22 protein-coding genes and 1 tRNA gene are annotated in these 21,042 nt (G+C 60.5%); 18 read left to right on the top strand and 5 right to left on the bottom strand.

The annotated features are described in order from the left end of the window. Positions 1-79 precede the first annotated feature (79 nt). From AC1DV6_RS10175 to AC1DV6_RS10105, 15 genes are all read left to right on the top strand, one after another. The gene (locus AC1DV6_RS10175) at positions 80-1,006 is read left to right on the top strand and encodes a ribokinase (RefSeq protein ID WP_477977342.1); all 927 of its coding nucleotides are present in this window, start codon (positions 80-82) and stop codon (positions 1,004-1,006) included. A 2-nt stretch (positions 1,007-1,008) separates the two neighbouring features. Further along, positions 1,009-1,995 (top strand): nucleoside hydrolase, encoded by a 987-nt coding sequence (locus tag AC1DV6_RS10170; protein ID WP_477977341.1) that lies wholly within the window; start codon positions 1,009-1,011, stop codon positions 1,993-1,995. 58 nt (positions 1,996-2,053) lie between these two features. Further along, entirely contained in the window at positions 2,054-2,899 is an 846-nt protein-coding gene (locus tag AC1DV6_RS10165; protein ID WP_477977340.1) for an isopenicillin N synthase family dioxygenase, read from the top strand. A gap of 125 nt (positions 2,900-3,024) precedes the next feature. Continuing rightward, complete coding sequence (locus tag AC1DV6_RS10160) at positions 3,025-4,842, top strand: nitrite/sulfite reductase (protein WP_477977339.1); 1,818 nt, start codon at positions 3,025-3,027, stop codon at positions 4,840-4,842. Between the two features lie 18 nt (positions 4,843-4,860). Beyond that, a complete protein-coding gene (locus AC1DV6_RS10155; protein ID WP_477977400.1) occupies positions 4,861-5,250 on the top strand; it encodes a DUF934 domain-containing protein in 390 nt (129 codons plus the stop codon). Next, positions 5,247-5,870, top strand: coding sequence for a phosphoadenosine phosphosulfate reductase domain-containing protein (locus AC1DV6_RS10150; protein WP_477977338.1), 624 nt, complete (start codon positions 5,247-5,249; stop codon positions 5,868-5,870). Before AC1DV6_RS10155 ends, AC1DV6_RS10150 begins: the two co-directional genes overlap by 4 nt. Before the next feature lie 27 nt (positions 5,871-5,897). Continuing rightward, entirely contained in the window at positions 5,898-6,830 is a 933-nt protein-coding gene (cysD, locus tag AC1DV6_RS10145; RefSeq protein WP_477977337.1) for a sulfate adenylyltransferase subunit CysD, read from the top strand. Then, positions 6,830-8,200 carry a sulfate adenylyltransferase subunit 1 gene (locus AC1DV6_RS10140; RefSeq protein WP_477977336.1) on the top strand — a complete coding sequence of 457 codons (1,371 nt, stop codon included), beginning with the start codon at positions 6,830-6,832 and terminating at the stop codon, positions 8,198-8,200. Before cysD ends, AC1DV6_RS10140 begins: the two co-directional genes overlap by 1 nt. A 77-nt stretch (positions 8,201-8,277) precedes the next feature. Continuing rightward, a complete protein-coding gene (fdxA, locus tag AC1DV6_RS10135) occupies positions 8,278-8,607 on the top strand; it encodes a ferredoxin FdxA (RefSeq protein WP_477977335.1) in 330 nt (109 codons plus the stop codon). An 11-nt stretch (positions 8,608-8,618) separates the two neighbouring features. Continuing rightward, entirely contained in the window at positions 8,619-9,692 is a 1,074-nt protein-coding gene (locus tag AC1DV6_RS10130; protein ID WP_477977334.1) for an NAD(P)/FAD-dependent oxidoreductase, read from the top strand. A gap of 57 nt (positions 9,693-9,749) precedes the next feature. Then, positions 9,750-9,825 (top strand) — tRNA-Asn (locus AC1DV6_RS10125). Between the two features lie 92 nt (positions 9,826-9,917). Beyond that, on the top strand, positions 9,918-10,193 hold the full coding sequence (locus AC1DV6_RS10120) for a DnaJ domain-containing protein (RefSeq protein ID WP_477977333.1): 276 nt from the start codon (positions 9,918-9,920) through the stop codon (positions 10,191-10,193). Between the two features lie 52 nt (positions 10,194-10,245). Then, positions 10,246-10,815 (top strand): hypothetical protein, encoded by a 570-nt coding sequence (locus tag AC1DV6_RS10115; RefSeq protein ID WP_477977332.1) that lies wholly within the window; start codon positions 10,246-10,248, stop codon positions 10,813-10,815. A 4-nt stretch (positions 10,816-10,819) separates the two neighbouring features. Beyond that, complete coding sequence (locus AC1DV6_RS10110; RefSeq protein WP_477977331.1) at positions 10,820-11,569, top strand: hypothetical protein; 750 nt, start codon at positions 10,820-10,822, stop codon at positions 11,567-11,569. Further along, positions 11,569-12,777, top strand: a complete 1,209-nt coding sequence (locus tag AC1DV6_RS10105) for a hypothetical protein (protein WP_477977330.1) — start codon at positions 11,569-11,571, stop codon at positions 12,775-12,777. Before AC1DV6_RS10110 ends, AC1DV6_RS10105 begins: the two co-directional genes overlap by 1 nt. A gap of 394 nt (positions 12,778-13,171) precedes the next feature. On the opposite strand, the gene AC1DV6_RS10100 is transcribed toward AC1DV6_RS10105, so the two are convergent. The 5 genes from AC1DV6_RS10100 to AC1DV6_RS10080 are packed head-to-tail and all read right to left on the bottom strand — an operon-like array spanning position 13,172 to position 18,448. Continuing rightward, entirely contained in the window at positions 13,172-14,026 is an 855-nt protein-coding gene (locus tag AC1DV6_RS10100; protein WP_477977329.1) for an ureidoglycolate lyase, read from the bottom strand. Positions 14,027-14,033: 7 nt separating this feature from the next. Continuing rightward, positions 14,034-14,618: an MOSC domain-containing protein gene (locus tag AC1DV6_RS10095; RefSeq protein ID WP_477977328.1), complete on the bottom strand. Its 585-nt coding sequence runs from the start codon at positions 14,616-14,618 to the stop codon at positions 14,034-14,036. Positions 14,619-14,628: 10 nt separating this feature from the next. Then, positions 14,629-15,672: a 3'-5' exonuclease gene (locus AC1DV6_RS10090; RefSeq protein WP_477977327.1), complete on the bottom strand. Its 1,044-nt coding sequence runs from the start codon at positions 15,670-15,672 to the stop codon at positions 14,629-14,631. A gap of 35 nt (positions 15,673-15,707) precedes the next feature. Beyond that, the gene (locus AC1DV6_RS10085; RefSeq protein ID WP_477977326.1) at positions 15,708-16,067 is read right to left on the bottom strand and encodes a translation initiation factor Sui1; all 360 of its coding nucleotides are present in this window, start codon (positions 16,065-16,067) and stop codon (positions 15,708-15,710) included. Next, positions 16,064-18,448: a YgiQ family radical SAM protein gene (locus tag AC1DV6_RS10080; RefSeq protein ID WP_477977325.1), complete on the bottom strand. Its 2,385-nt coding sequence runs from the start codon at positions 18,446-18,448 to the stop codon at positions 16,064-16,066. Before AC1DV6_RS10080 ends, AC1DV6_RS10085 begins: the two co-directional genes overlap by 4 nt. Positions 18,449-18,658: 210 nt before the next feature. Here AC1DV6_RS10080 and AC1DV6_RS10075 point away from each other — a divergent pair, with 210 nt between their 5' ends. The 3 genes from AC1DV6_RS10075 to AC1DV6_RS10065 all read left to right on the top strand — a co-directional run bounded on the left by AC1DV6_RS10075 (position 18,659) and on the right by AC1DV6_RS10065 (position 21,042). Further along, a complete protein-coding gene (locus tag AC1DV6_RS10075) occupies positions 18,659-19,483 on the top strand; it encodes a transporter substrate-binding domain-containing protein (protein WP_477977324.1) in 825 nt (274 codons plus the stop codon). A 162-nt stretch (positions 19,484-19,645) separates the two neighbouring features. Next, a complete protein-coding gene (locus AC1DV6_RS10070) occupies positions 19,646-20,332 on the top strand; it encodes an ABC transporter permease (protein ID WP_477977323.1) in 687 nt (228 codons plus the stop codon). Next, positions 20,329-21,042 (top strand): ABC transporter permease, encoded by a 714-nt coding sequence (locus AC1DV6_RS10065; protein ID WP_477977322.1) that lies wholly within the window; start codon positions 20,329-20,331, stop codon positions 21,040-21,042. The genes AC1DV6_RS10070 and AC1DV6_RS10065 overlap by 4 nt, the downstream gene beginning before the upstream one ends.

The following is a 21,042-nucleotide window of genomic DNA, read 5'->3' as shown; positions in this document are numbered from 1 at the left end:
AAAAAACAATGTGTGAAGCATAGCAAACCATATGCCACCCACCACTAGAATCAGCACCTTTACGCATTCAGGAGCGGGAATGATACTGGTGGCAGGCTCGGCGAATCTGGACTTTGTGGTGCAGGCATCACACATTCCCGCGCCCGGCGAAACCGTGCTGGGGCGCGATTTCAAGACTTTTCCCGGTGGCAAGGGGGCGAATCAGGCCGTTGCCAGCGCCCGTGCGGGCGGTGTGACCACCCATATTCTGGCCGCGTTGGGCAATGATGCGTTTGCGCAACCGATTGAAGCCTCGCTCCATGACGCTGGCGTGGTGTTGCACGCGATTCGCACCCCGGACCAGCCCACTGGTACCGCTTTCATCTGCGTTTCTGACGACGCCGAAAACGCGATTACCGTCGCCCCCGGTGCCAATGGCACCCTGATGCCCGCGCATTTGCCCAGTTTGACCGGCTATAGCCATTTGCTGCTCCAACTCGAAACTCCCTTGCCCACCGTCACTGCTTACGCCCAAGCCGCACGCGCAGCTGGCGTCAAAATCGTACTCAACGCCGCGCCTGCACAGGCTTTGCCTGCAGAACTGCTGGCCGCCACCGATGTGCTGGTGGTCAACGAGGGCGAACTGGCAACCATTGCCGGCATCCAGGGCAGCGTGGCCCAATGCCTGGCGAAGGTGGCCGTGCCTACCGTCGTCGTGACCTTGGGCGCCCGGGGTTGCTGCGCGCGCCAGGACGGTGCCTTCCATCTACAGAACGCTTTCCGTATCGAACCGGTGGACACGACGGCGGCTGGCGACACGTTCTGCGGCGCCTTGGTCGCGGCGATGAGCCAGGGAATGGGTTTGCCTACCGCGTTGCAACGCGCATGCGCCGCGAGCGCGCTGGCCTGCACCCGACTCGGCGCCCAATCCAGCATTCCTGAATCTGCCGAAGTGGCAAACTTCCTCACCACCCATTCCACCGCCTCTGCTGACACCACAGCGCTGCGCCAATTTTGCGGACTCTGACAATGACAACACCCTACAAAGTAATTTACGACACGGACCCCGGTATCGACGATGCGATGGCGCTGTATTTCGCGCTGGCGCACCCGCAGATTGATGTGGTGGGCATCACCACCACGTTTGGCAATGTGTATGTGGAGCAGGCCGCGATCAATGCGCTGTACCTGACGTCGATTGCCAACCGCACGATCCCCGTCACGCAAGGCGTCAAAACGCCCTGGTTCAAGGCCGCAGGCACGCCGCCCGATTTCATTCACGGTGCCGATGGCCTGGGCAACCTGCCATCGCGCGTGCCCGCCAAAGGCACACTGGACCCGCGCTCTTCCGCCCAGTTCATCGTCGACATGGCGCGCGCCAACCCCGGCGAAATCACGCTGGTAGCGGTCGGCCCCTTGGGCAATCTGGCAGCGGCGCTGAAGCTGGAACCTAAGTTACCAAGCCTCGTGCGTGGCGTAGTCATCATGGGCGGCACGGTGCTGGAACCTGGCAATGTGTCTCCGATTGCCGAAGCCAACATCTGGAACGACCCGCATGCCGCCGATCTCGTGTTCACTGCAGGCTGGAAGCTGGCCATGGTGGGTCTGGATGTGACGCACAAGGTGGTGACCGAGCTGAAGCTGTTCAAGAAGATCGCCGATCACCACAAGCACATCGCCACCGACACGCTGCACCACGCGGTGGAGTTTTACTCGGAGTTTTATACCGGTCTGCACAAGCACCTTGCGTCCAACCCCGGCTGCTATGCGCACGACCTACTGGCGTTTGTGTACCTGGTGCACCCCGAGCTGTTCAAGGTCGAATCCGGCTGCGTCCGCGTGGCGACCGACGGCTTGGCTGTCGGCCAGACCATATTGAACCGCCGCGAAGCGCCCTATCCGCAAGCCGGATGGGAAGGCACAAGGCCTGTCACCGACGTCTGCATGCAGGTGGACGCACCCGGTTGCCTGAAGCTGATTGAAGACACCATGTTGTCCAACTGGATTACAAAGTAAAACTTTGCGGGACAGATCTTTAGCTCTGTCCCCAACTGATTAAGTAAGAGGATTCGCCATGCATTTGCCCGTCGTCGATTTCAAAAGCCCCACCGCCCCCCAAGAGTTTTGCAAGAGCCTGCATGAAACCGGCTTTGGCGTGCTGAAAAACCACCCGCTGGATCAGGCACTGGTAGAGAGCATTTATGCCGAGTGGCTGGCTTTCTTCAAGACTGACGCGAAGAACAAGTACCCCACCGATCCGGCCACGCACGACGGCTATTTCTCGCCCAGCGTGTCGGAGACGGCCAAGAACAACACCAAGAAAGACCTCAAAGAGTTCTATCACATCTACCCCAAAGGGCGTTACCCCGCCGAGGTGTCTGACGCTGCACAGCGCTACTACAAGCAAGGCGCCACATTGGCCGCCACGCTGCTGAACTGGGTCGAAGAAAACTCGCCCGCCGAGGTCAAGGCCCGCTACACCGAGCCGCTGCCCAAGATGATCGAAGGCTGCGACCAGACGCTGTTGCGCGTGCTGCACTACCCGCCTCTGCGCGGCGATGAAGAGCCAGGTGCAGTGCGTGCGGCCGCACATGGCGATATCAATTTGCTGACCATCCTGCCTGCAGCGACTGAACCCGGTCTGCAGGTGCTGGACAAGGATGGTAGTTGGGTGGATGTGCCGTGCGACTTTGGCCTGCTGATCGTCAACATCGGCGACATGCTGCAAGAGGCTTCAGGCCACTACTACCCTTCGACCACACACCGTGTGCTGAACCCGACCGGGCTTGGCGCGACCAAATCGCGCATCTCGCTGCCGCTGTTCCTGCACCCGCGCCGCGAAGTCGTGTTGTCTGATCGCTATACCGTGGGAAGCTACTTTGAAGAACGTATGCGGGAACTGAGCGGTAAGAAGTACTGAACATTCGGCCCATATTCGCATTTCGAATATTGAAATAGCTAAAAAATAGTTTTCAATCTAAGGGCGGGCGCCTACAGTTGCGGAACAACACGAAGTGGTCTTCGTGCGTCCCTCTGTCCCGCTCCATGTACCAATACACAGAATTTGACCGCCAGTTCGTGCGCAGCCGCGCCGCCCAGTACCGCGACCAACTGGAGCGCAACCTTGCCGGAACGTTAAGCGACGACGACTTCCGCCCGCTGCGCCTGCAAAACGGCTGGTATGTGCAACGCTATGCGCCGATGCTGCGCGTCGCAGTGCCGTATGGCGAACTCTCCAGCAACCAGTTGCGTGTTTTGGCGCGCATAGCCCGCGAATACGATCAGCCCAGCAAGGCCGTATTTGACACTGCGATTGGCGCGCAAGCTGCCTGGGGCACCGCGCACCTGCCGGTCGGCTACGGCCATTTCACGACCCGCCAGAACGTGCAGTTCAACTGGATTCCGCTGACCAAAAGCGCCGATGTGATGGACCTGCTGGCCAGCGTCAATATGCACGGCATCCAGACCAGCGGCAACTGCATCCGCAACATCACCAGCGACGAGCTGGCCGGTGTGGCGCCCGACGAGATCGCCGACCCGCGCCCGTTTGCCGAAATCCTGCGCCAGTGGAGCACGCTGCACCCCGAATTCGCCTACCTGCCGCGCAAGTTCAAGATCGCGATCACGGGCGCTACCGCCGACCGCGCAGCCACCTACTGGCACGATGTGGGTCTGCACCTGATCAAGAACGAAGCGGGCGAGTTGGGCTTCAAGGTGCTGGTCGGCGGCGGCATGGGCCGTACGCCCGTGATCGGCACCACGATCCGTGAGTTCCTGCCCTGGAACCAGATCATGAATTTCCTGGAAGCCGTGGTGCGCGTCTACAACCGCTGGGGCCGGCGCGACAACATGTACAAGGCGCGCATCAAGATTCTGGTGAAGGCCGAAGGCCAGCGCTATATCGACGAGGTCGAAGCCGAGTACCAGCAGATCATCACCGTAGACGGTGCGCCGCACACCATTCCGCAGGCCGAGCTGGACCGCGTTTCAGCATCTTTTGTGCCACCAGCGCTTGCAGAACGTGCACAGGTAGCTCCTAAAACTGTAGCAGTCCCAGCCGAGCGCCAGAAAGACTATGACCGCTGGTTGAAGCAAAACGTGGCTGCGCATAAGAACCCGCGGCTGCGCGGCGTGACGCTGTCGTTCAAGCGCCTGGGCCAGGCGCCCGGCGATGCGGATGCCGACCAACTCGACACCGCCGCAGCCTTGGCTGACCAATTCAGCGCTGGCGAAGCCCGCGTGACGCATGACCAAAACCTGTTGCTGCCCTGGGTCCATCAGGACGACCTGCCCGCGCTTTGGGTAGCCGCCAGCCACGCTGGTCTGGCGCGCAGCAACATCCGCCTGTTGACCGACATGATTGCCTGCCCCGGCGGCGACTTCTGCGCGCTGGCGAATGCGCGCTCCATCCCGGTGGCCGCGGCGATCACCGAACGCTATCAGGACATGGACGAGCTGCACGACCTGGGTGAGATTGACCTGCACATCAGCGGCTGCATTAACTCCTGCGGCCACCACCACAGCGGCCATATCGGCATCCTGGGTGTGGATAAGGACGGCAAGGAGTGGTACCAGGTGTCGCTCGGCGGCTCCGACGGTTCCGAGCTGAGCGGCGCAGCAGTGCCTGGCAAGGTGGTCGGCCCGTCATTTGGCGCATCCGAAGTACCCGGCGTGATCGAAGCCGTGCTGGACACCTTCCGCCTGCACCGCCAGGGCCGCGAGACCTTTATCGACACGATCAAACGCGTCGGTTTTGACGCCTTCAAGACCGCCGCCAACTCGGCCCGCCTGTCGGACAAACACGAAGACCTACACGCCCTGCCCAAGACCAGCGGCTACGCCAAAGACGCGCAGGAAGCTTGAGGGGAAGCTGATATGACTATGAAATTGATAGCTGCTCACGCACATTCCACGGGCGATGTGGCCCAAAACACTCTGGAAATCGCCAACACCGAAGATCCGCGCGCTGTGTCGCTGACCGGTGTCACGCGCATTGACCTCCATTTCCCCAAGTTCACAGACGGCCGCGCGTTCAGCCAGGCTTTCCTGCTGCGCCGTCGCCTGGGTTTCAAGGGCGAAATCCGCGCGACGGGTGATGTGCTGATCGACCAGTTGGTGCAAATGGAGCGCACGGGCTTTGACGTGGCCGTACTGCGCGAGGACCAGCACCTGGAATTTGCACAACGCCAGTTTGACCGCTACCGCGCCTTCTACCAGGGCGATGCTGTCACCGTTCAGCCGGTGTTCGCCCGCGAAGGAGTGTCTGCATGAGCACGCTCGATCTTGCAAAGGTCAACGCCGAGCTGGGTCACAACGCCCAAGGGTTGGTCGAATGGGCCATAGCCCTCGACCGCGCGCCCATCGTCACCACCAATTTTCGCCCCTACGAAGCAGTGATCCTGCACATGGTCACGCGCGTCAAACCCGACGTGCCCGTGGTCTGGATGGACAACGGCTACAACACCGAAGCCACTTACCGCTACGCCGACGAAGTGACGAAGCAACTCGGTCTGAACCTGCGCATTTATCTTCCGCTGCGCACGCGCGCGCACCGCGAGGCGGTGGAAGGCCTCTTGCCCGGACTCGATGACCCACGCCACGCCGCATTCACCGAAGAGGTCAAGCTGGAGCCCTTTGCCCGCGCGCTACGCGAGACCGCGCCCAAAGTCTGGTTCACCGCACTGCGCGCCACCGACAGCGCTGTTCGCGCCCAGATGGAGCCAGTGAGCATCAATCCCGATGGCCTGATCAAGGTCGCGCCGCTGCTGCACTGGTCGTCCAAAGACCTGTATGAATACTGCGAGCTGCACGGCCTGCCGAACAATTTCGACTACGTGGACCCGACCAAGGGCGAAGACCAGCGCGAATGCGGTTTGCACATTGCCCACTGAACCTGGCCCACTGAAAACGACACCGCCATGAATGCCATGACCGAACCCACCCATTTCGAACGCCTGTCCAACCAGCATCTGGACGCGCTGGAAGAAGAAACCATCTTCATCCTGCGCGAAGTCGCTGCCGCCTTTGAGCGCCCCACCCTGCTGTTTTCCGGCGGCAAGGATTCGCTGGTGATGCTCAAGTGCGCCGAGAAGGCTTTCGGCGTGGGCCGCATCCCCTACCCGCTGCTGATGATCGACACCGGTCACAACTTCCACGAAGTGACCGACTTCCGCGACTTCCGCGCCAAGGAGCTGGGTGCCGAATTGATCGTGCGCAGCGTCGAAGACTCGATGGCGCGTGGCACCGTGCGCCTGGCCCATCCGGGCGAAAGCCGCAACGTGCACCAGTCGGTCACGCTGTTGGAGGCCATCGACGAATTCCGTTTTGACGCGCTGATTGGCGGCGCCCGCCGCGACGAGGAAAAGGCCCGCGCAAAGGAACGCATCTTTTCCCACCGCGACAGCTTCGGCCAATGGCAACCCAAGGCGCAGCGCCCCGAGTTGTGGACGCTGTTCAACACCCGCCTGCAGCCCGGCGAACACTTCCGCGTGTTCCCGATCAGCAACTGGACCGAGCTGGACGTCTGGCAGTACATCGAGCGCGAGAAGATCGCACTGCCGAGTCTGTACTACACGCACAAACGCGACGTGGTCGAGCGCAAAGGCCTGCTGGTGCCGGTGACCGATCTGACGCCCGCCAAGGATGGCGAAAAAATTGAATCCCGCGACGTGCGTTTCCGTACCGTGGGCGACATTACCTGCACCTGCCCGGTGGACAGCACAGCCGCAACCGCCGCCGACATCGTGATTGAAACGCTGCAAGCCGATGTCAGCGAGCGCGGCGCGACGCGCATGGATGACAAAACCTCTGAGGCTTCGATGGAGAAGCGCAAGAAAGACGGGTATTTCTGATGACCGCTACGACTTTGATAGCTGCTCACGCCTCTAATACGGGCGCTGCAGGCCACTTTGATACCTCATCGGCGCTGCGTTTCATTACTTGCGGCAGCGTGGACGATGGCAAGAGCACACTGATCGGCCGCCTGCTGGTAGACAGCCGCTCGGTGCTGCAAGACCAACTGGCCAATGTCTCCAAGAGTGGCGAGGCCGATCTTGCGCTGTTCACCGACGGCCTCTCTGCCGAGCGCGAACAGGGCATCACCATCGACGTGGCCTACCGCTATTTCGCAACGCCCACCCGCAAGTTCATCATTGGCGACGCACCCGGCCACGAGCAATACACCCGCAACATGGTCACGGCCGCCAGCAGCGCGCATGCCGCTGTGGTCCTGGTCGATGCGACCAAGCTGAAGTGGAATGTGGACGGCCTGGTGGAACTGCTGCCCCAGACCCGCCGCCACAGCCTGCTGGTGAACCTGCTGCGCGTACCCAACATCATCTTTGCGGTGAACAAGCTGGATGCATTGGGCGATGACGCCGCTAAAGCCTTTGCCAAGATCACCGAAGCCTTGCACGCTTTTGCAGCACAAGCGGGAATCGCCGTCACCGCCACCATTCCGATGTCTGCGCTGAAGGGCAATAACGTCGTTTCGGCCACTCCGGGATGGTGCGGCTATATCGGCCCAAGCCTGCTGGCCTTGTTGGAAACCCTGCCCGTGACCGCAGCCGAGACCGAAGTGCCGTTTGCCTTCCCGGTGCAATGGGTCGAAAAGTTTCACGACTCCGCCGACACCACCCAAGGCCGCCGCGTGTTCTGGGGCCGTGTGGCCACGGGCACCGTACAGCCCGGCGACACCATTTCCGTGCTGCCCAGCGGCCAGACCGCCAAGGTGGCCCAGGTACTGAACCATGCCCGCGTGCCCAAGAACGTGGCCGCAGGCCATGGCGCGGGCATTGTGCTGGACCGTGAAGTGGATGTGTCGCGTGGCGACTGGTTGCTGTCCACCGCTACCAGCGCCGCGGCATCGGACGACGAGTTTGGCGATAACACGCCGGTCAAGTTCTTCCAGCCCACGCGCGAGATCCGCGCCACGGTCGCCTGGATGGACGATGAGCCACTGGTCGCCGGCCGCGTCTACCTCGCGCTGCACGGCCACCGCTGGATCAAGGCCAAGGTCAAACGCATCGTGCACAGCCTGGATATCAACACGCTGCAAGAACACGATGCCACCGAGATCCTGCCCAACGCGATTGGCCACATTGAGCTCGCGCTGCAGGAACCGATTGCCGCCCTGCCCTATGCTCAGAGCCGGGTGCTGGGCTCGTTGATCCTGGTGGACACGGCCAGCCACAAGACCTCCGGTGCATTGCTGCTCAACTGATAAAATCAAGGGCTTGGCGCGCTTCTGGCAACTCTGCCCTGTGCGCCCGCCGTCCTCTCCAAGCCCAAAACAACACCATGACCCATACCGTCACCGAAGCCTGCATCAAGTGCAAGTACACCGATTGCGTCGATGTCTGCCCCGTAGACTGCTTCCGCGAAGGCCCCAACTTTCTGACTATCGATCCGGACGAATGCATTGACTGCGCGGTCTGCATCCCCGAATGCCCGGTGAATGCGATTTACGCCGAAGAAGACGTGCCCAAGGACCAGCAGCACATGACGCCGCTGAATGCCGAACTGGCCCGGTTGGCAACATGGAAGAGCATCACCAAGCGCAAGGCACCCCTGCCTGACGCAGAGGACTGGAAAGACGTTACCGGCAAGCTGGTCCACTTGATCCGCTAAACCGCGGCCCAATGCAGAGCGCGCCAATCACAACGGCATCGGTCTCCACCCTGCTGGAAACCGATGCCGTCGTCATCGGCGCGGGGCCAGTAGGCCTGTTTCAGGTCTTCGAGCTGGGCCTGCTCGACATCCAGGCCCACCTCATCGACGCACTGCCCCATATGGGCGGCCAGTGCATCGAGCTGTACGCCGACAAACCCATTTTTGATATCCCCGGCGTGCCGCGTTGTACTGGGCGCGAGCTGGTGGAGAACCTGCAAAAGCAGATGGCGCCGTTCAACGCCATCTTTCATGGCGGACAACTGGTCAATACTTTGGAACGACAGACCGACGGTCGCTTTCTGGTGCAGACCTCCGCTGGCACGCAACTGCTGACAAAGACCGTCTTTATCGCCGCAGGCGTTGGCGCATTTCTGCCGCGCACGCTGCAAGTGCCGGGCATCGACCTGTTCCGCGACACGCAATTGCACTACCACCCGACCGCCAATGCGCGCTACGCAGGCAAAGACGTTGTCATCCTCGGCGACAAAGATTCAGCGCTGGAGTTTGCACTGGACTTGTGCTCCGATTGCGCACCTCACAAAGCCAAATCAGTCACCGTGCTGCACCGGCGTGATGTATTCGATGCGGCGCCCCAAACGCTGCAGATGTTTAGAGACAAAGTGGCTACTGGGCAACTGCAATTGCAGATCGGCCAGATCACCGGCTTCGACACCGCACAAGGCCAACTGGCCGCACTGGTGATCGCGGACGCAGATGGCCATACGCACACCATGGCTCTGGACTCTCTGGCTGCTTTCCCTGGCCTGTCACCCAAACTGGGCCCGGTCAGTGACTGGGGACTGGATCTGGACCGCAAACAACTGACAGTCAATACCGAAAGCTTTGCCACCAGCGTGCCGGGCATCTTTGCTGTGGGTGACATCAATACCTATCCGGGCAAGAAAAAACTGATCCTGTGCGGCTTTCACGAAGCCACGCTGGCCGCCTTTGGCGCCGCCGCGATTGTTTTCCCTGACCAGAAAATCGGCCTGCAATACACAACCACCAGCACCAAGCTGCACAAGACGCTGGGAATTGCTTAAAAAATTTCGCCCCACTGGCGAAGGGGTAAAAAACCACGCTATAATCTGAGGCTTCATTCCTCGATAGCTCAGTTGGTAGAGCGCCGGACTGTTAATCCGTAGGTCCCTGGTTCGAGCCCAGGTCGAGGAGCCAAATATGCCGAAAGGCTGCGTGAATTCACGCTGACAGATCCCGCTATCTTTTTGATAGTGGGATTTTTTCATTGCCTATACTTTTTGGGTGCCATGTCTGACCACTACGCCACGCTAGGCCTACGCAGTGACGCCAAGCTTGCCGATATCAAGAAGGCGTTCCGGCAACTGGCTGCACTGCACCACCCCGACCGCAATCCGGCGCCTGAGGCAGCGGAGCGGTTTCGGGCGGTGCAGCAGGCGTACGAGGTATTGGCAGATGACGCGCAGCGTACGGCGTATGACGAGAACCGCCGACGCAACCTGCTGGACGATCCAGCACAGACCGCCAGAGAGATCTGGAACAGTTATTTCAAGACAATTTCTTAAAACTTGCGGGACAGATTTTTAGCTCTGTCCTCAATTGATTGATAGGCTCCTCATGCAAATTTCCCCGTTTTTCCACAACCTGCGCAACGCTTACCAGTCAGAAATTGACGACATGAGCTTTGACTCCGATAGCAAGAACGTGCTGCAGCAGCGTCTTGCACAACGGCGCGGTGAGATGGAGTTTCTGGTCCACATGATTGAAATGAGCCCGGAAATGGTGGCCGTGGTGTTTCACCAAGGCATGCGGTTCACCTCCAACGCGGTGATGGAGCATCTGGTTGCGCAGGACAGCGACGAGCTGCCCGAATGGGATGTGATTGCCACCAGCGTGACGCTGAGCCCGTGGGCCCAGGCGTTGGTGCACAAGGTCGTCAAGCAGCCGCTGGGCGAATGGTTTTTGACACTGGCTGCAGCGCTGGAATACATGTACCACCGCCACGACAGCAGCCTGGATACACAGGCCGGGGATGAAGATGACGAGGACGCGGATGCCGAATCGCAGAACGAAGGTCCCGGAATGGCATTGGACTCCGATGCCGTCATAGAAGCCGTTAGCCGCAAGGCCCTCGAAGAGGCCGGCGCCGAGTGGATGGCGGCGCAGGGCTTTGAGCGCAAGGAATAAGTAGATGTCTTCTCACCTCGCTCTGATTGAAAAAACCCAAAGCCTGATTGCGGCTGGCGACATCGTTGGCGCCGAATCAGCGTTGACCGAACTGGCTGACGCCGAAGGTGACCGCGCGCTGATGGTGGTGCTGGAACAGCTTCCGCCCAAGGACATCCTGGCGGTGATCCGCGAATACGACAACTCCAAGGAGTCGGTCGTCAATCTGCTGGTGACGCCGCAGATGTTTGCCCGCGCCGTGGTGCTGGAGAAGCAATACAAAGACCTGACTCGCACCCACCTGCGCGGCATGATGAACTCGGTGATGTTCCGCGACGACAGCGACCCGATGGAGTTCCTGAACGCCATCGGCGATCTGGAGGGTGGCAGCGAAGCACTGGCCGATTATTTCTCGGAGAAGTGGGGCCGCGTGGAGGCCTTTGCCCGCAGCGGCAACTTCGATGCCTCCGAAGAAGACGGAGAAATCATGCCGGAGAGCGCGCTGTACGCCAATGCCTACGCTGCCCCCCGCGTGGAGCAAGACGAAATTGCCGACCAGGACTGGATGGAGTTGGCCTGGCTGTTGCGCTACCAAAACCCCGATCTGTTCATTGAGATGCTGCTTGTGCTGCGCGCCAAAGCGCGTGCGCACGACCTGGGCGAAGACGAAGACGATGAAACCGAAGAAGACGACGGCAAGGTCGAAACTGGCGACACCGACCGCGGCAAGGCCACACCCGCCGCTCTGGAATCGGACGACGAATCGGCTATCTGATGAGCGAGCACGCGGTTTCGGTTTTTGATGACCGGGCCTTCTTCGAGAAGGTCTTGGCGTTTGGTGTGCAGCACGGCATGCTGAGCCCGCAGAAGCTGGAAACCATGTGCACCGAAGCGCCCAAAGGCATGGTGCAGATTGCGCGCTACTTTGGCAGCGAATTCCTGCGCCCCGAGCTGGAGCGTGCCAAAGAGCGCATGGTCAACCTGATCAGCCTGCACCTGGAAAGCACGACGCAGGGCGATCTGCACCAGGCCGCGGAACTGCTGCGTGACAACAGCCTGCTGTCGCGCTCCAAGGCCGGCTCCGACATGCTCAAGGCCATGATCGCCATGCCGCAAAGCAGCCACTTTGGTCTGCACGAGAGCGGTGGTTTTCAAGACGAACACATTCCGCTGCTGGCCAAATGGACGCTACGCACACTGCCCGATGTACAGGCGGAGCTGGCCAAACGCAATCAGGTGGCACAGGTGCTGGATGCGGCGATCTGGTTGGCTGACGCATTGGACATGGACGAAGACGCGCTGCAGGAAGCCAATGCGGACGCAGAAGCTGTCATCCGCACGTCGCTTTTGGCGCTGTCTGCCAAGCACACCGAAATGCCCGATTGGCCTGCGCTTGAGAAGCTATTGACTGCTCTGGCCAAAAAGTCGACATCCCCCAAGGGACTTGAGATCGCCCTGCCCGCCAAACTCCCGGCTGATCTGCTCCCCATCGTTGAAGCCCTGCGCGCCAACCTCGTCGCGGATCTGTTGAAGATGGCACAAAGCAAAGTGCCGCTGCGCAAACTGCTGCAACAGACGCCCGCCTTCATGGGCCGCTACTTTTGGCTGGAAGATGCGCTCGCCGAAGTGGACCACCATGCACGTTCGGTATCCGATGCATGGGACAAGGCCACTGGCGGTCACGACGACGAGGGTTCGCTGCTGACGCTGTTTTTGACGATGGCAGCAAGCTCAGCACCAAAGACGCTGCTCACAGAAAAGACCGCTGCCACGCTGATCAAGAAAATCCGCAAGAGCGGTCTGAAGATTGAGCTGGCGACAGACTTCATCGCCGAGCATGCGCCGGTGCAGTACCACGACGACTACCAGGCGCTGTGGCAAGACTTCATCGAAGACGCGCAAAGTACCTTGCAAAGCGACATGGACTACCAGTTGCACGACGCGCTCAGCCTGCTGCGGCGTGAGTGCAATGTCAAAGCCTAAGGGATTTAGGCATTAAATTGGGCTGCAAGTCTCATGGAATGTGCGTAAGCAGCTATTGATTTCGTAGCAATCGGATTCACCTCTCTCGCTCGCTGACGGTGCGGGGTAAGCCCCAAAGCGAATGTCCCCCGGGGCCGTGAGGGCCCCTCCTCCTTGATTTGGCAAAACCCCAAGTCCACGCAATGGGGCTCACCCCACACCATCCGCGAGAAGCTCAGCGTTCGGGCTTTTCTCACTTTGGTATACGAGGTTCGTTTGCGAGGGCGGGCTGGGTGTTTTGCGCAAGTCAAGGGGGAGCCCGCTTCAGCGGGCGGAGGACACGGAGCAAAACATCCAGCCCGCCCTCGCAAACAGCGTCAACCAACGAGCAGTCTCAAAAAAGAGACCCAGGAAATCAGCCCTGAACAACCCTCTGCGTCTGCACACCCAAGCCCTCAACCCCCAACCGCACCGTCTGACCCGCCCGCAAATACACGGGCGGTTTGTGCCCCATACCCACACCGGGCGGCGTACCGGTAGAAATTACATCCCCGGGCTGCAAACTCATGAAGCGGCTCAAGTAGCTGATCAAAAACGGCACCTGGTACACCATCGTGGCAGTGCTGCCATTCTGGCGACGCACGCCGTCCACCTCCAGCCACAGATTCAACTTCTGCGGATCAGGCACTTCGTCTTTGGTGACCAGCCATGGGCCTAATGGGCCAAAGGTATCGCAGCCCTTGCCCTTATCCCAAGTGCCCGCACGCTCGATCTGGAATTCGCGCTCTGACACATCGTTGACCACGCAATAGCCAGCCACATGGGCCATCGCATCGCGCTCTTCGATATAGCGCCCGCCCTGCCCGATCACCACGCCCAGTTCGACCTCCCAGTCCGTCTTCACAGAACCACGGGGAATCTCTATCGCGTCATCAGGGCCTACGATGCAACTGGTCCATTTGCCAAATACCACTGGCTCGGGCGGCACCGCCATGCCGGCTTCGGCCGCATGGTCGGAGTAGTTCAGTCCAATGCAAATCAGCTTGCCAACCTGCCCCACACACTGCCCTAGTCGCAATTCCTGTTGCGGCGTACCGGCGACCAGCGGCAAGCTGTTGATATCCAGCTTGGAGAGTCTCTCCAGGCTGGCGGGCAGCAACGTGCCCGCAGCCACATCGGGAATCACACCCGACAAATCCCGCACACGCCCTTGCGCATCCAGAACACCGGGCTTTTCCTGCCCTGCAGGGCCGTAGCGCAATAACTTCATGGAAAGCTCATCCTCTGAACATGATGGATTGGAATCGTGCAGGGACGCTGACCTGCCTTGACGCGGGCACCACGGTGCAAGCATCACCCGAGCGCAACGTGCCAGGCGTATCCACCGCCAGATAAAAGCCGCACAGGCCGCTTTTCGCCATCACCTTGGTGGCCTGGTTAAAGCCCATCGCGGCATTGAATTTGAAACACGGCTGGCGCGGTTGCGACACGCGCAGCACACAATCCGGAAACTGCAACACATCACCTATCCACAGATCGCTTTCCAGCAAACCCTGCAGTGTCAGGTTTTCACCCATCGCGCCAAACGGCAGCGCGTCGTCGATACCGCCGACCCCGGCTTTGGCGCGGGCTTCGCGCCAGAAGTCGTAGTGCTCGACCGGGTAGGCGTAAACCGCCTTATCCAGCCCGCCATGGACCGTCAGGTCCGCCTGCTCGTCGCCTTGCAGACCCAATGGGCCGACGGCAACGGCACCTTCTACCGCAGTCTTGTGAATAGCCGTCATCACCGCGCGGCCACCGATGATGACCTTGCGGGCTTGCGCCATCTGGATGCCAACAATGCTTGCTGTTGTGCTCGTCATGGGTTGCAACTCAAATCGCCTGCATGGTGACCAGACCGGGGCGGTCTGAGTATTTGGTCAGCGCATCCAGTTGCTCCACCTGCACCTTGACCGAACGGCCGTTGTAGACGCTCTCCTTCAACCACGCGAATTCGGCTTGCAGGCTCTCTGCGTCACCAATGCGGGTGTGCCAAACGCGTTGCTCAGCATTCCAGCGGTAGCCACGCGTGCGCAACTTGTCCTTGGCTTCAAACGGTGCCATCGTGGCCTGTACGCGAAAGCTCGGTGCCTTCGCGGCAGTCAGCAAATGGGCCAAACCGGTATGGGCCAGCGTCGGCAGCTGGGTTGCCAGCACGGCCAGCAGCGCATGGCAATCCATCTCGGCGCGGTGGGCGTCGTAAAACCAGCCTTGCGCCTGCGCCAAACTTTCTAGCTTGGCCGAGCTGCGGCCTTGCGCCTTCCAGTCGATATCGGCGAATGAGCAGGCCCACGGCAAATCGGCAAATCGGCCCATGCGCTGCTCGGCAAACGGGCGGTCAAAGCCGGCGTTGTGCGCGATCACCAGATCGGCATCGCTTAACAACTCCAGCACGCGTGCCTCGTCAATCTTCTGGCCACGCACATCGGCATCGGTCAACCCGGTCAACGCCACGACCTCTTTGGGGATGGGGCGGCCCGGGTCTTCCAGCCCGTCATAGACCTGCACCTCGCCCACCGGCAGGCCGGTGGCATTGTCGATATCCACGCGCAACAGCGCGAGTTCGATGATGTCGTCCTTGCTGGAGTCCAGCCCGGTGGTTTCGGTGTCCAGCACGACAATCCGAGTCACGGATGCCGGCGTTTCTCCAGGCCATTGCAGGCGTGGTTGTAATCGGCGTTGCAAACGATAATCAGGATGCGCTTCCAGAATCCGGGCCATGGCCTCGGGTTCCATCGCACCCGTTGCGGGCGCCACAGGCGCCGTTGCCGGTGCGTGCGTCGCCTCTGCCTTGCGCTTGGGCGTCTTTTTGAGTGGCGTTGCTTCAGAGACCGGCAAGTCCGGCAAAAAAGCAAAGCCCAGTTGTTCGTTGTTCAAGCGGTGTTCCTCTATGGGTCACCATTATTGCCCGTCTAGCCGCCCGCCCGCTTCACCACAAAGCCCTTGCCCTTCAAGGCTTCGATGATGCGGTCACAGTGGTCGCCCTGCACTTCAACGACCCCGTCTTTCACGGTGCCCCCAGAGCCGCACATGGTTTTCAACTGCTTGCCCAGCGCAGTCAATGCGGCGGCGTCCAGCGCAAGCCCTTTGACCACGGTGACGTCCTTGCCGCCGCGGCCCTTAGTCAGGCGCGAGACGCGCGCCACGCCATCGGTGGCAGGTGGTGGCTTCACATGGCAAACGCATTGCGCGATGGGTTGGCGGCAGTCCGGGCACATGCGCCCGCTGTCGGTGGAGTAAACCAGCCCTCCGCTCACGCTCTTCGATTTCATCGCGCCTTGCGAATCGGCTTGGGTCCGGGTTTGGCCGAGCCCGTCACGCGCGGTGGCAAGCCGGTGTGCTGGGTCAGCATGCGGCCTTTCACCGGTGCGGCGGCTTTGACCGGTACGGTGGTCGAGTTCTTCTTGCGCGCGCTCTGGTAGCCGCCATCGGTCAGTGGCTGGAAGGTCGGGATCAAATGGTGCTTGCCGTTGCCGATCAGGTCAGCCCGGCCCATGTTCTTGAGCGCTTCGCGCAACAGTGGCCAGTTGTTCGCATCGTGGTAGCGCAAGAAGGCCTTGTGCAGGCGGCGGCGCTTCTCGCCGCGAACGATGTCTACGGTCTCGTCTTCGTGTTCGGCCACGCGGTGGATGCGGCGCAGCGGGTTGCGGCCACTGTGGTACATCGCGGTGGCGGTCGCCATCGGGCTGGGGTAGAAGGTCTGCACCTGATCGGCGCGGAAACCGTTCTTTTTCAGCCAGATCGCCAGATTCATCATGTCTTCATCGGTCGTGCCCGGGTGGGCTGCGATGAAGTAGGGAATCAGGAACTGTTTCTTGCCCGCCTCGGCGCTGAACTTCTCGAACAACTGCTTGAACTTGTCGTACGAGCCAATGCCCGGCTTCATCATCTTGGTGAGAGGCCCCTGCTCGGTGTGCTCGGGCGCGATCTTCAGGTAGCCGCCGACGTGGTGCTGCACCAGTTCCTTCACGTACTCCGGGCTCTTCACCGCCAGGTCGTAACGCAGGCCGGAGCCGATCAGGATTTTCTTGATGCCTTTGAGCGCGCGGGCGCGGCGGTAGATCTTGATCAGTGGGTCGTGGTTGGTCGTCAGGTTCTGGCAAATGCCAGGGTAGACGCAGCTCGGCTTGCGGCAAGCCGCTTCGATCTCAGGGCTGCGACAGCCCAAGCGATACATGTTCGCGGTCGGGCCACCGAGGTCGGAGATAGTGCCGGTAAAGCCCTTGACCTTGTCGCGGATGTCTTCCACCTCTTTGATGATGGATTCTTCGGAGCGGCTCTGGATGATGCGGCCTTCGTGCTCGGTGATCGAGCAGAAGGTACAACCGCCAAAGCAGCCGCGCATGATGTTCACCGAGAAGCGGATCATTTCCCAGGCCGGGATCTTGGTCGAGTGATCGTGGCTGCCGTTTTCGTCGGCGTAAGCAGGGTGCGGACTACGCGCATACGGCAGGTCAAACACCATGTCCATCTCGGCCGTGGTCAGCGGGATCGGGGGCGGCGTAATCCAGACATCCCGCGCGGTCACGCCTTCGCCGTGCGCCTGCACCAGCGCGCGGGCATTGCCGGGGTTGGTTTCCAAATGCAGCACGCGGTTGGCGTGGGCATAGAGGATGGGGTCGCCCTTGACCTGATCGTAGCTGGGCAGACGGATGACGGACCGGTCACGCGGCGCCACCTTGTATTTGCCCAAACCGTGCAACGCCGGGTTGGGTACAAAATTCAAGGGTTTTATGTTGCTAACGCCCGCAGGGATTGCGTGAGCAGCTCCTATTTTTGTAGCACCGCCGGCTTCAGCAGCTTGCGCCACCGCCTTGGCTTCATCTTCTTTCGCACAGGTCGCGCCATTCTCGGCCGCCAGCTCGGACGTCGTCATGTACGGGTTGATATGCGCTTCAACGCGGCCCGGCTCGTCCACGCTGCGTGAGTCGATCTCAAACCAGCCTTCGGGCGTGGAGCGGCGGAAGAACGCAGTTCCGCGTACATCGGTGATGTCTTCCACCGGCTCTTTGGCCGCCAGGCGGTGCGCGATCTCGACAATTGCGCGCTCGGCGTTGCCGTACAGCAGCAGGTCGCACTTGGCGTCCACCACTACGCTGCGGCGCACCTTGTCGCTCCAGTAGTCGTAATGCGCAATGCGGCGCAGAGAGCCTTCGATGCCCCCCAGGATGATGGGCACGTCCTTGAAGGCTTCGCGGCAGCGTTGGCTGTAGACGATCGCGGCGCGGTCGGGGCGCTTGCCGCCGATGTCGCCGGGCGTGTAGGCGTCGTCACTGCGGATCTTGCGGTCTGCGGTGTAGCGGTTGATCATGGAATCCATGTTGCCGCTGGTCACGCCCCAGAACAAATTGGGTTTGCCTAAGACCTTGAAAGCCTCAGCGCTGCTCCAGTCGGGCTGGGCAATGATGCCGACCCGAAAACCTTGGGCTTCCAGCATGCGGCCAATGACCGCCATGCCAAAGCTGGGGTGGTCCACGTAGGCGTCGCCCGTGACCAGAATGATGTCGCAGCTGTCCCAGCCCAGCGCGTCCATTTCTTTACGGCTCATGGGCAGGAATTTGGCCGTGCCAAAGCGGGCCGCCCAGTACTTGCGGTAACTGGACAGCGGTTTTGCGGCGCGCGCGAAGAAGGAGACGTCTAGAGGGGCGTTCATGGAATCTTTGGGGAACCCGCGATTTTAAGGGAAGACCCTGATTTCCCCTAGGAATAAGGCTATCTGCGGGCCGCCCACAGGCATAAAACTGAAGACATAAATGCATCGGGCATCAAAATTGCAAGTCTTAGCTCGTAGAATCGTTTTTCCAGTTTTTCAACCGGCTGGGCACCCTGGCCGCTATCTCACTTACCTTTTCAAAGGAAACCTATGAAAAAAGTCCTATTGGCACTTTCCATCGCAGCCCTGCTGGCTGCTTGCGGCAAAAAGGAAGAGGCTGCCGCTCCTGCCGCTGCGCCTGCACCGGTCGCTGCTGCTCCCGCAGAACTGAAGGTCGCCATTGACCCGGCTTACGAGCCCTTCACCTTCAAGACCGCCGATGGCAAGCCCACTGGCTTTGACGTGGATATCGCCCAGGCCCTGTGCGACCAGATCAAGCGCAAGTGCGTGTTCGTCGAACAGGCATGGGACAGCATGATCCCCGGTCTGATGGCCAAGAAGTACGACACCATCATCAGCTCGATGTCCATCACCGAAGAGCGCCTGGCGCAAGTCGACTTCACCGACAAGTACTACAACACGCCTTCCCGCGTAGTGGTCAAGAAGGGCACCAAGTTTGACGGCCCTGCTTCCCTGAAGGGCAAGAAAATCGGCGTGCTGAAGTCTTCCACGCAAGAAAAATACGCTTTGGGCGAACTGGCTCCTGCTGGCGCCAAGATCGTTCCTTACGAAGCACAAGACCAGGTGTACCTGGACATCAAGTCCGGCCGTCTGGACGGTACTGTGGCTGACTACATTGAAGTCACCGGTGGCTTCCTGTCCAAGCCTGAAGGCGCCGGCTACGAGCTGGTGGGCCCTGAACTGTACGAACCCAAGTACTTCGGTATCGGCGTAGGCGTTGCGCTGCGCAAGGGTGAAGACGGTCTGAAGAAAGACCTGAATGCCGCGATTGCCGCAATCCGCGCAAACGGCACCTACAAGACCATCAATGACAAGTACTTCGCAAAGTACAACCTGGACGCTTACGGCAAATAATGCCCCCACGCTCCGCCGCTGCGCGGGTCGCTGCCCCCCAAAGGGGGCGCAAAGTGCCTTGGGGCGGCCCGGCGGCACTTTAAGCCACCCTCGATGGTCTAAGATGACGGCGCACAGTTCCCCTGTGCGCCGTCTCCGTTTAAGCACAGGCAAACCTCCCCCATGAACGGCTATTACCTCTCGATATTGCAAGGCTCGATAGTCACGGTCGAGGTGGCACTGGCTTCGCTGGTCGTCTCTATTGTGCTGGGCCTGCTGGGCGCTGGCGCCAAACTCTCAGGCAACCCGGTGCTCGTCGGTATCTCCACCGTTTACACCACCATCATTCGTGGTGTTCCCGATCTGGTGATCATGTTGCTGGTGTTTTATGGCGGCACGATTGGCCTGAACAACCTGATGGAGCTGCTCGGCTCCAAGGAAACGATTGACGTCAATTCATTCGTCGCCGGTGTGCTGACGATTGGCTTCATCTACGGCGCCTACATGACCGAGACATTTCGCGGCGCCATGCTGTCCATCCCCAAGGGCCAGGCCGAAGCCGCCTGGGCCTTCGGCATGGGTCGTGTCCAGACCTTCATCCGCATCACTGCACCGCAAATGGTGCGTTACGCCCTGCCCGGCTTTACCAACAACTGGCTGGTGCTGATCAAGGCGACCGCACTGGTGAGCCTGATCGGTTTGAAAGAGATGACCTACCTGGGCAAACAGGCAGGTTCCGCCACCCGTTCCCCGTTTGAGTATTTGCTGTTCACTGCCGCACTGTTCCTGATTTTCACCACCGTGTCGCTGTATGTGCTGCGCAAGATGAACGCTCGCTACAGCCTGGGCACCAAGAGGGCACAGCTATGAACTGGGCCGTCATTTTCGAAGCCAAAAACCTGGCCCTCTATGGCCAAGGCATCCTGACCACGCTGTGGCTGCTGTTCACGTCGCTGGGCGTGGGCGCCGTGCTGGCATTGGTGTTTGCGTTGGCACTTACGGGTCCGTGGGCCTGGCTGCGCTGGATTGTGGGCGCCTATACCTATGTGGTGCGTGGCACGCCGCTGTTGATCCAGATCTACCTGATCTATTACGGTCTGGCGCAGATGGACTGGATCCAGGCGCGCTGGGACGATGTCTGGCCCTGGATCTATTTCAAGGAAGCTTCATTCTGTGCGGTGCTCGCCTTCAGCCTGAACACGGCAGGCTACACCGCCGAAATGCTGGCCGGTGCGATCCGTGAAACCTATGCAGGCGAAATTGAGGCCGCACAGGCCTATGGCATGAGTCGCTTCCAGGTAATGCGCCGCATCGTGTTGCCAAGCGCCATGCGCCGCACCCTGCCCGCTTACAGCAACGAAGTGGTGATGATGTTGCAGGCCACCAGCCTGGCGAGTGCCGTGCCGGACCTGCTGGACGTCACCAACGCGGCCAGCCGCATTTACGCGCAGTACTACCTGCCGTTCCAGGCGTTTCTGGCGGCCGGCGCGATCTACCTGGTCGCCTCGTTTGTGCTGATCGGCATCTTCCGCTTGGCCGAGCAGCGCTTCCTCGGGTATCTGGCTCCGCGCAAACACTGA

Source organism: Rhodoferax sp. P2_H8_2 (genome assembly GCF_056403235.1).
This window is presented reverse-complemented; position numbering and strand designations above follow the sequence as displayed.

Coding starts and splice junctions, on each gene's coding strand:
- AC1DV6_RS10175 (WP_477977342.1), top strand. CDS start 80: ATGATACTGGTGGCAGGCTCGGCGAATCTGGACTTTGTGGTGCAGGCA.
- AC1DV6_RS10170 (WP_477977341.1), top strand. CDS start 1,009: ATGACAACACCCTACAAAGTAATTTACGACACGGACCCCGGTATCGAC.
- AC1DV6_RS10165 (WP_477977340.1), top strand. CDS start 2,054: ATGCATTTGCCCGTCGTCGATTTCAAAAGCCCCACCGCCCCCCAAGAG.
- AC1DV6_RS10160 (WP_477977339.1), top strand. CDS start 3,025: ATGTACCAATACACAGAATTTGACCGCCAGTTCGTGCGCAGCCGCGCC.
- AC1DV6_RS10155 (WP_477977400.1), top strand. CDS start 4,861: ATGAAATTGATAGCTGCTCACGCACATTCCACGGGCGATGTGGCCCAA.
- AC1DV6_RS10150 (WP_477977338.1), top strand. CDS start 5,247: ATGAGCACGCTCGATCTTGCAAAGGTCAACGCCGAGCTGGGTCACAAC.
- cysD (WP_477977337.1), top strand. CDS start 5,898: ATGAATGCCATGACCGAACCCACCCATTTCGAACGCCTGTCCAACCAG.
- AC1DV6_RS10140 (WP_477977336.1), top strand. CDS start 6,830: ATGACCGCTACGACTTTGATAGCTGCTCACGCCTCTAATACGGGCGCT.
- fdxA (WP_477977335.1), top strand. CDS start 8,278: ATGACCCATACCGTCACCGAAGCCTGCATCAAGTGCAAGTACACCGAT.
- AC1DV6_RS10130 (WP_477977334.1), top strand. CDS start 8,619: ATGCAGAGCGCGCCAATCACAACGGCATCGGTCTCCACCCTGCTGGAA.
- AC1DV6_RS10120 (WP_477977333.1), top strand. CDS start 9,918: ATGTCTGACCACTACGCCACGCTAGGCCTACGCAGTGACGCCAAGCTT.
- AC1DV6_RS10115 (WP_477977332.1), top strand. CDS start 10,246: ATGCAAATTTCCCCGTTTTTCCACAACCTGCGCAACGCTTACCAGTCA.
- AC1DV6_RS10110 (WP_477977331.1), top strand. CDS start 10,820: ATGTCTTCTCACCTCGCTCTGATTGAAAAAACCCAAAGCCTGATTGCG.
- AC1DV6_RS10105 (WP_477977330.1), top strand. CDS start 11,569: ATGAGCGAGCACGCGGTTTCGGTTTTTGATGACCGGGCCTTCTTCGAG.
- AC1DV6_RS10100 (WP_477977329.1), bottom strand. CDS start 14,026: ATGAAGTTATTGCGCTACGGCCCTGCAGGGCAGGAAAAGCCCGGTGTT.
- AC1DV6_RS10095 (WP_477977328.1), bottom strand. CDS start 14,618: ATGACGAGCACAACAGCAAGCATTGTTGGCATCCAGATGGCGCAAGCC.
- AC1DV6_RS10085 (WP_477977326.1), bottom strand. CDS start 16,067: ATGAAATCGAAGAGCGTGAGCGGAGGGCTGGTTTACTCCACCGACAGC.
- AC1DV6_RS10080 (WP_477977325.1), bottom strand. CDS start 18,448: ATGAACGCCCCTCTAGACGTCTCCTTCTTCGCGCGCGCCGCAAAACCG.
- AC1DV6_RS10075 (WP_477977324.1), top strand. CDS start 18,659: ATGAAAAAAGTCCTATTGGCACTTTCCATCGCAGCCCTGCTGGCTGCT.
- AC1DV6_RS10070 (WP_477977323.1), top strand. CDS start 19,646: ATGAACGGCTATTACCTCTCGATATTGCAAGGCTCGATAGTCACGGTC.
- AC1DV6_RS10065 (WP_477977322.1), top strand. CDS start 20,329: ATGAACTGGGCCGTCATTTTCGAAGCCAAAAACCTGGCCCTCTATGGC.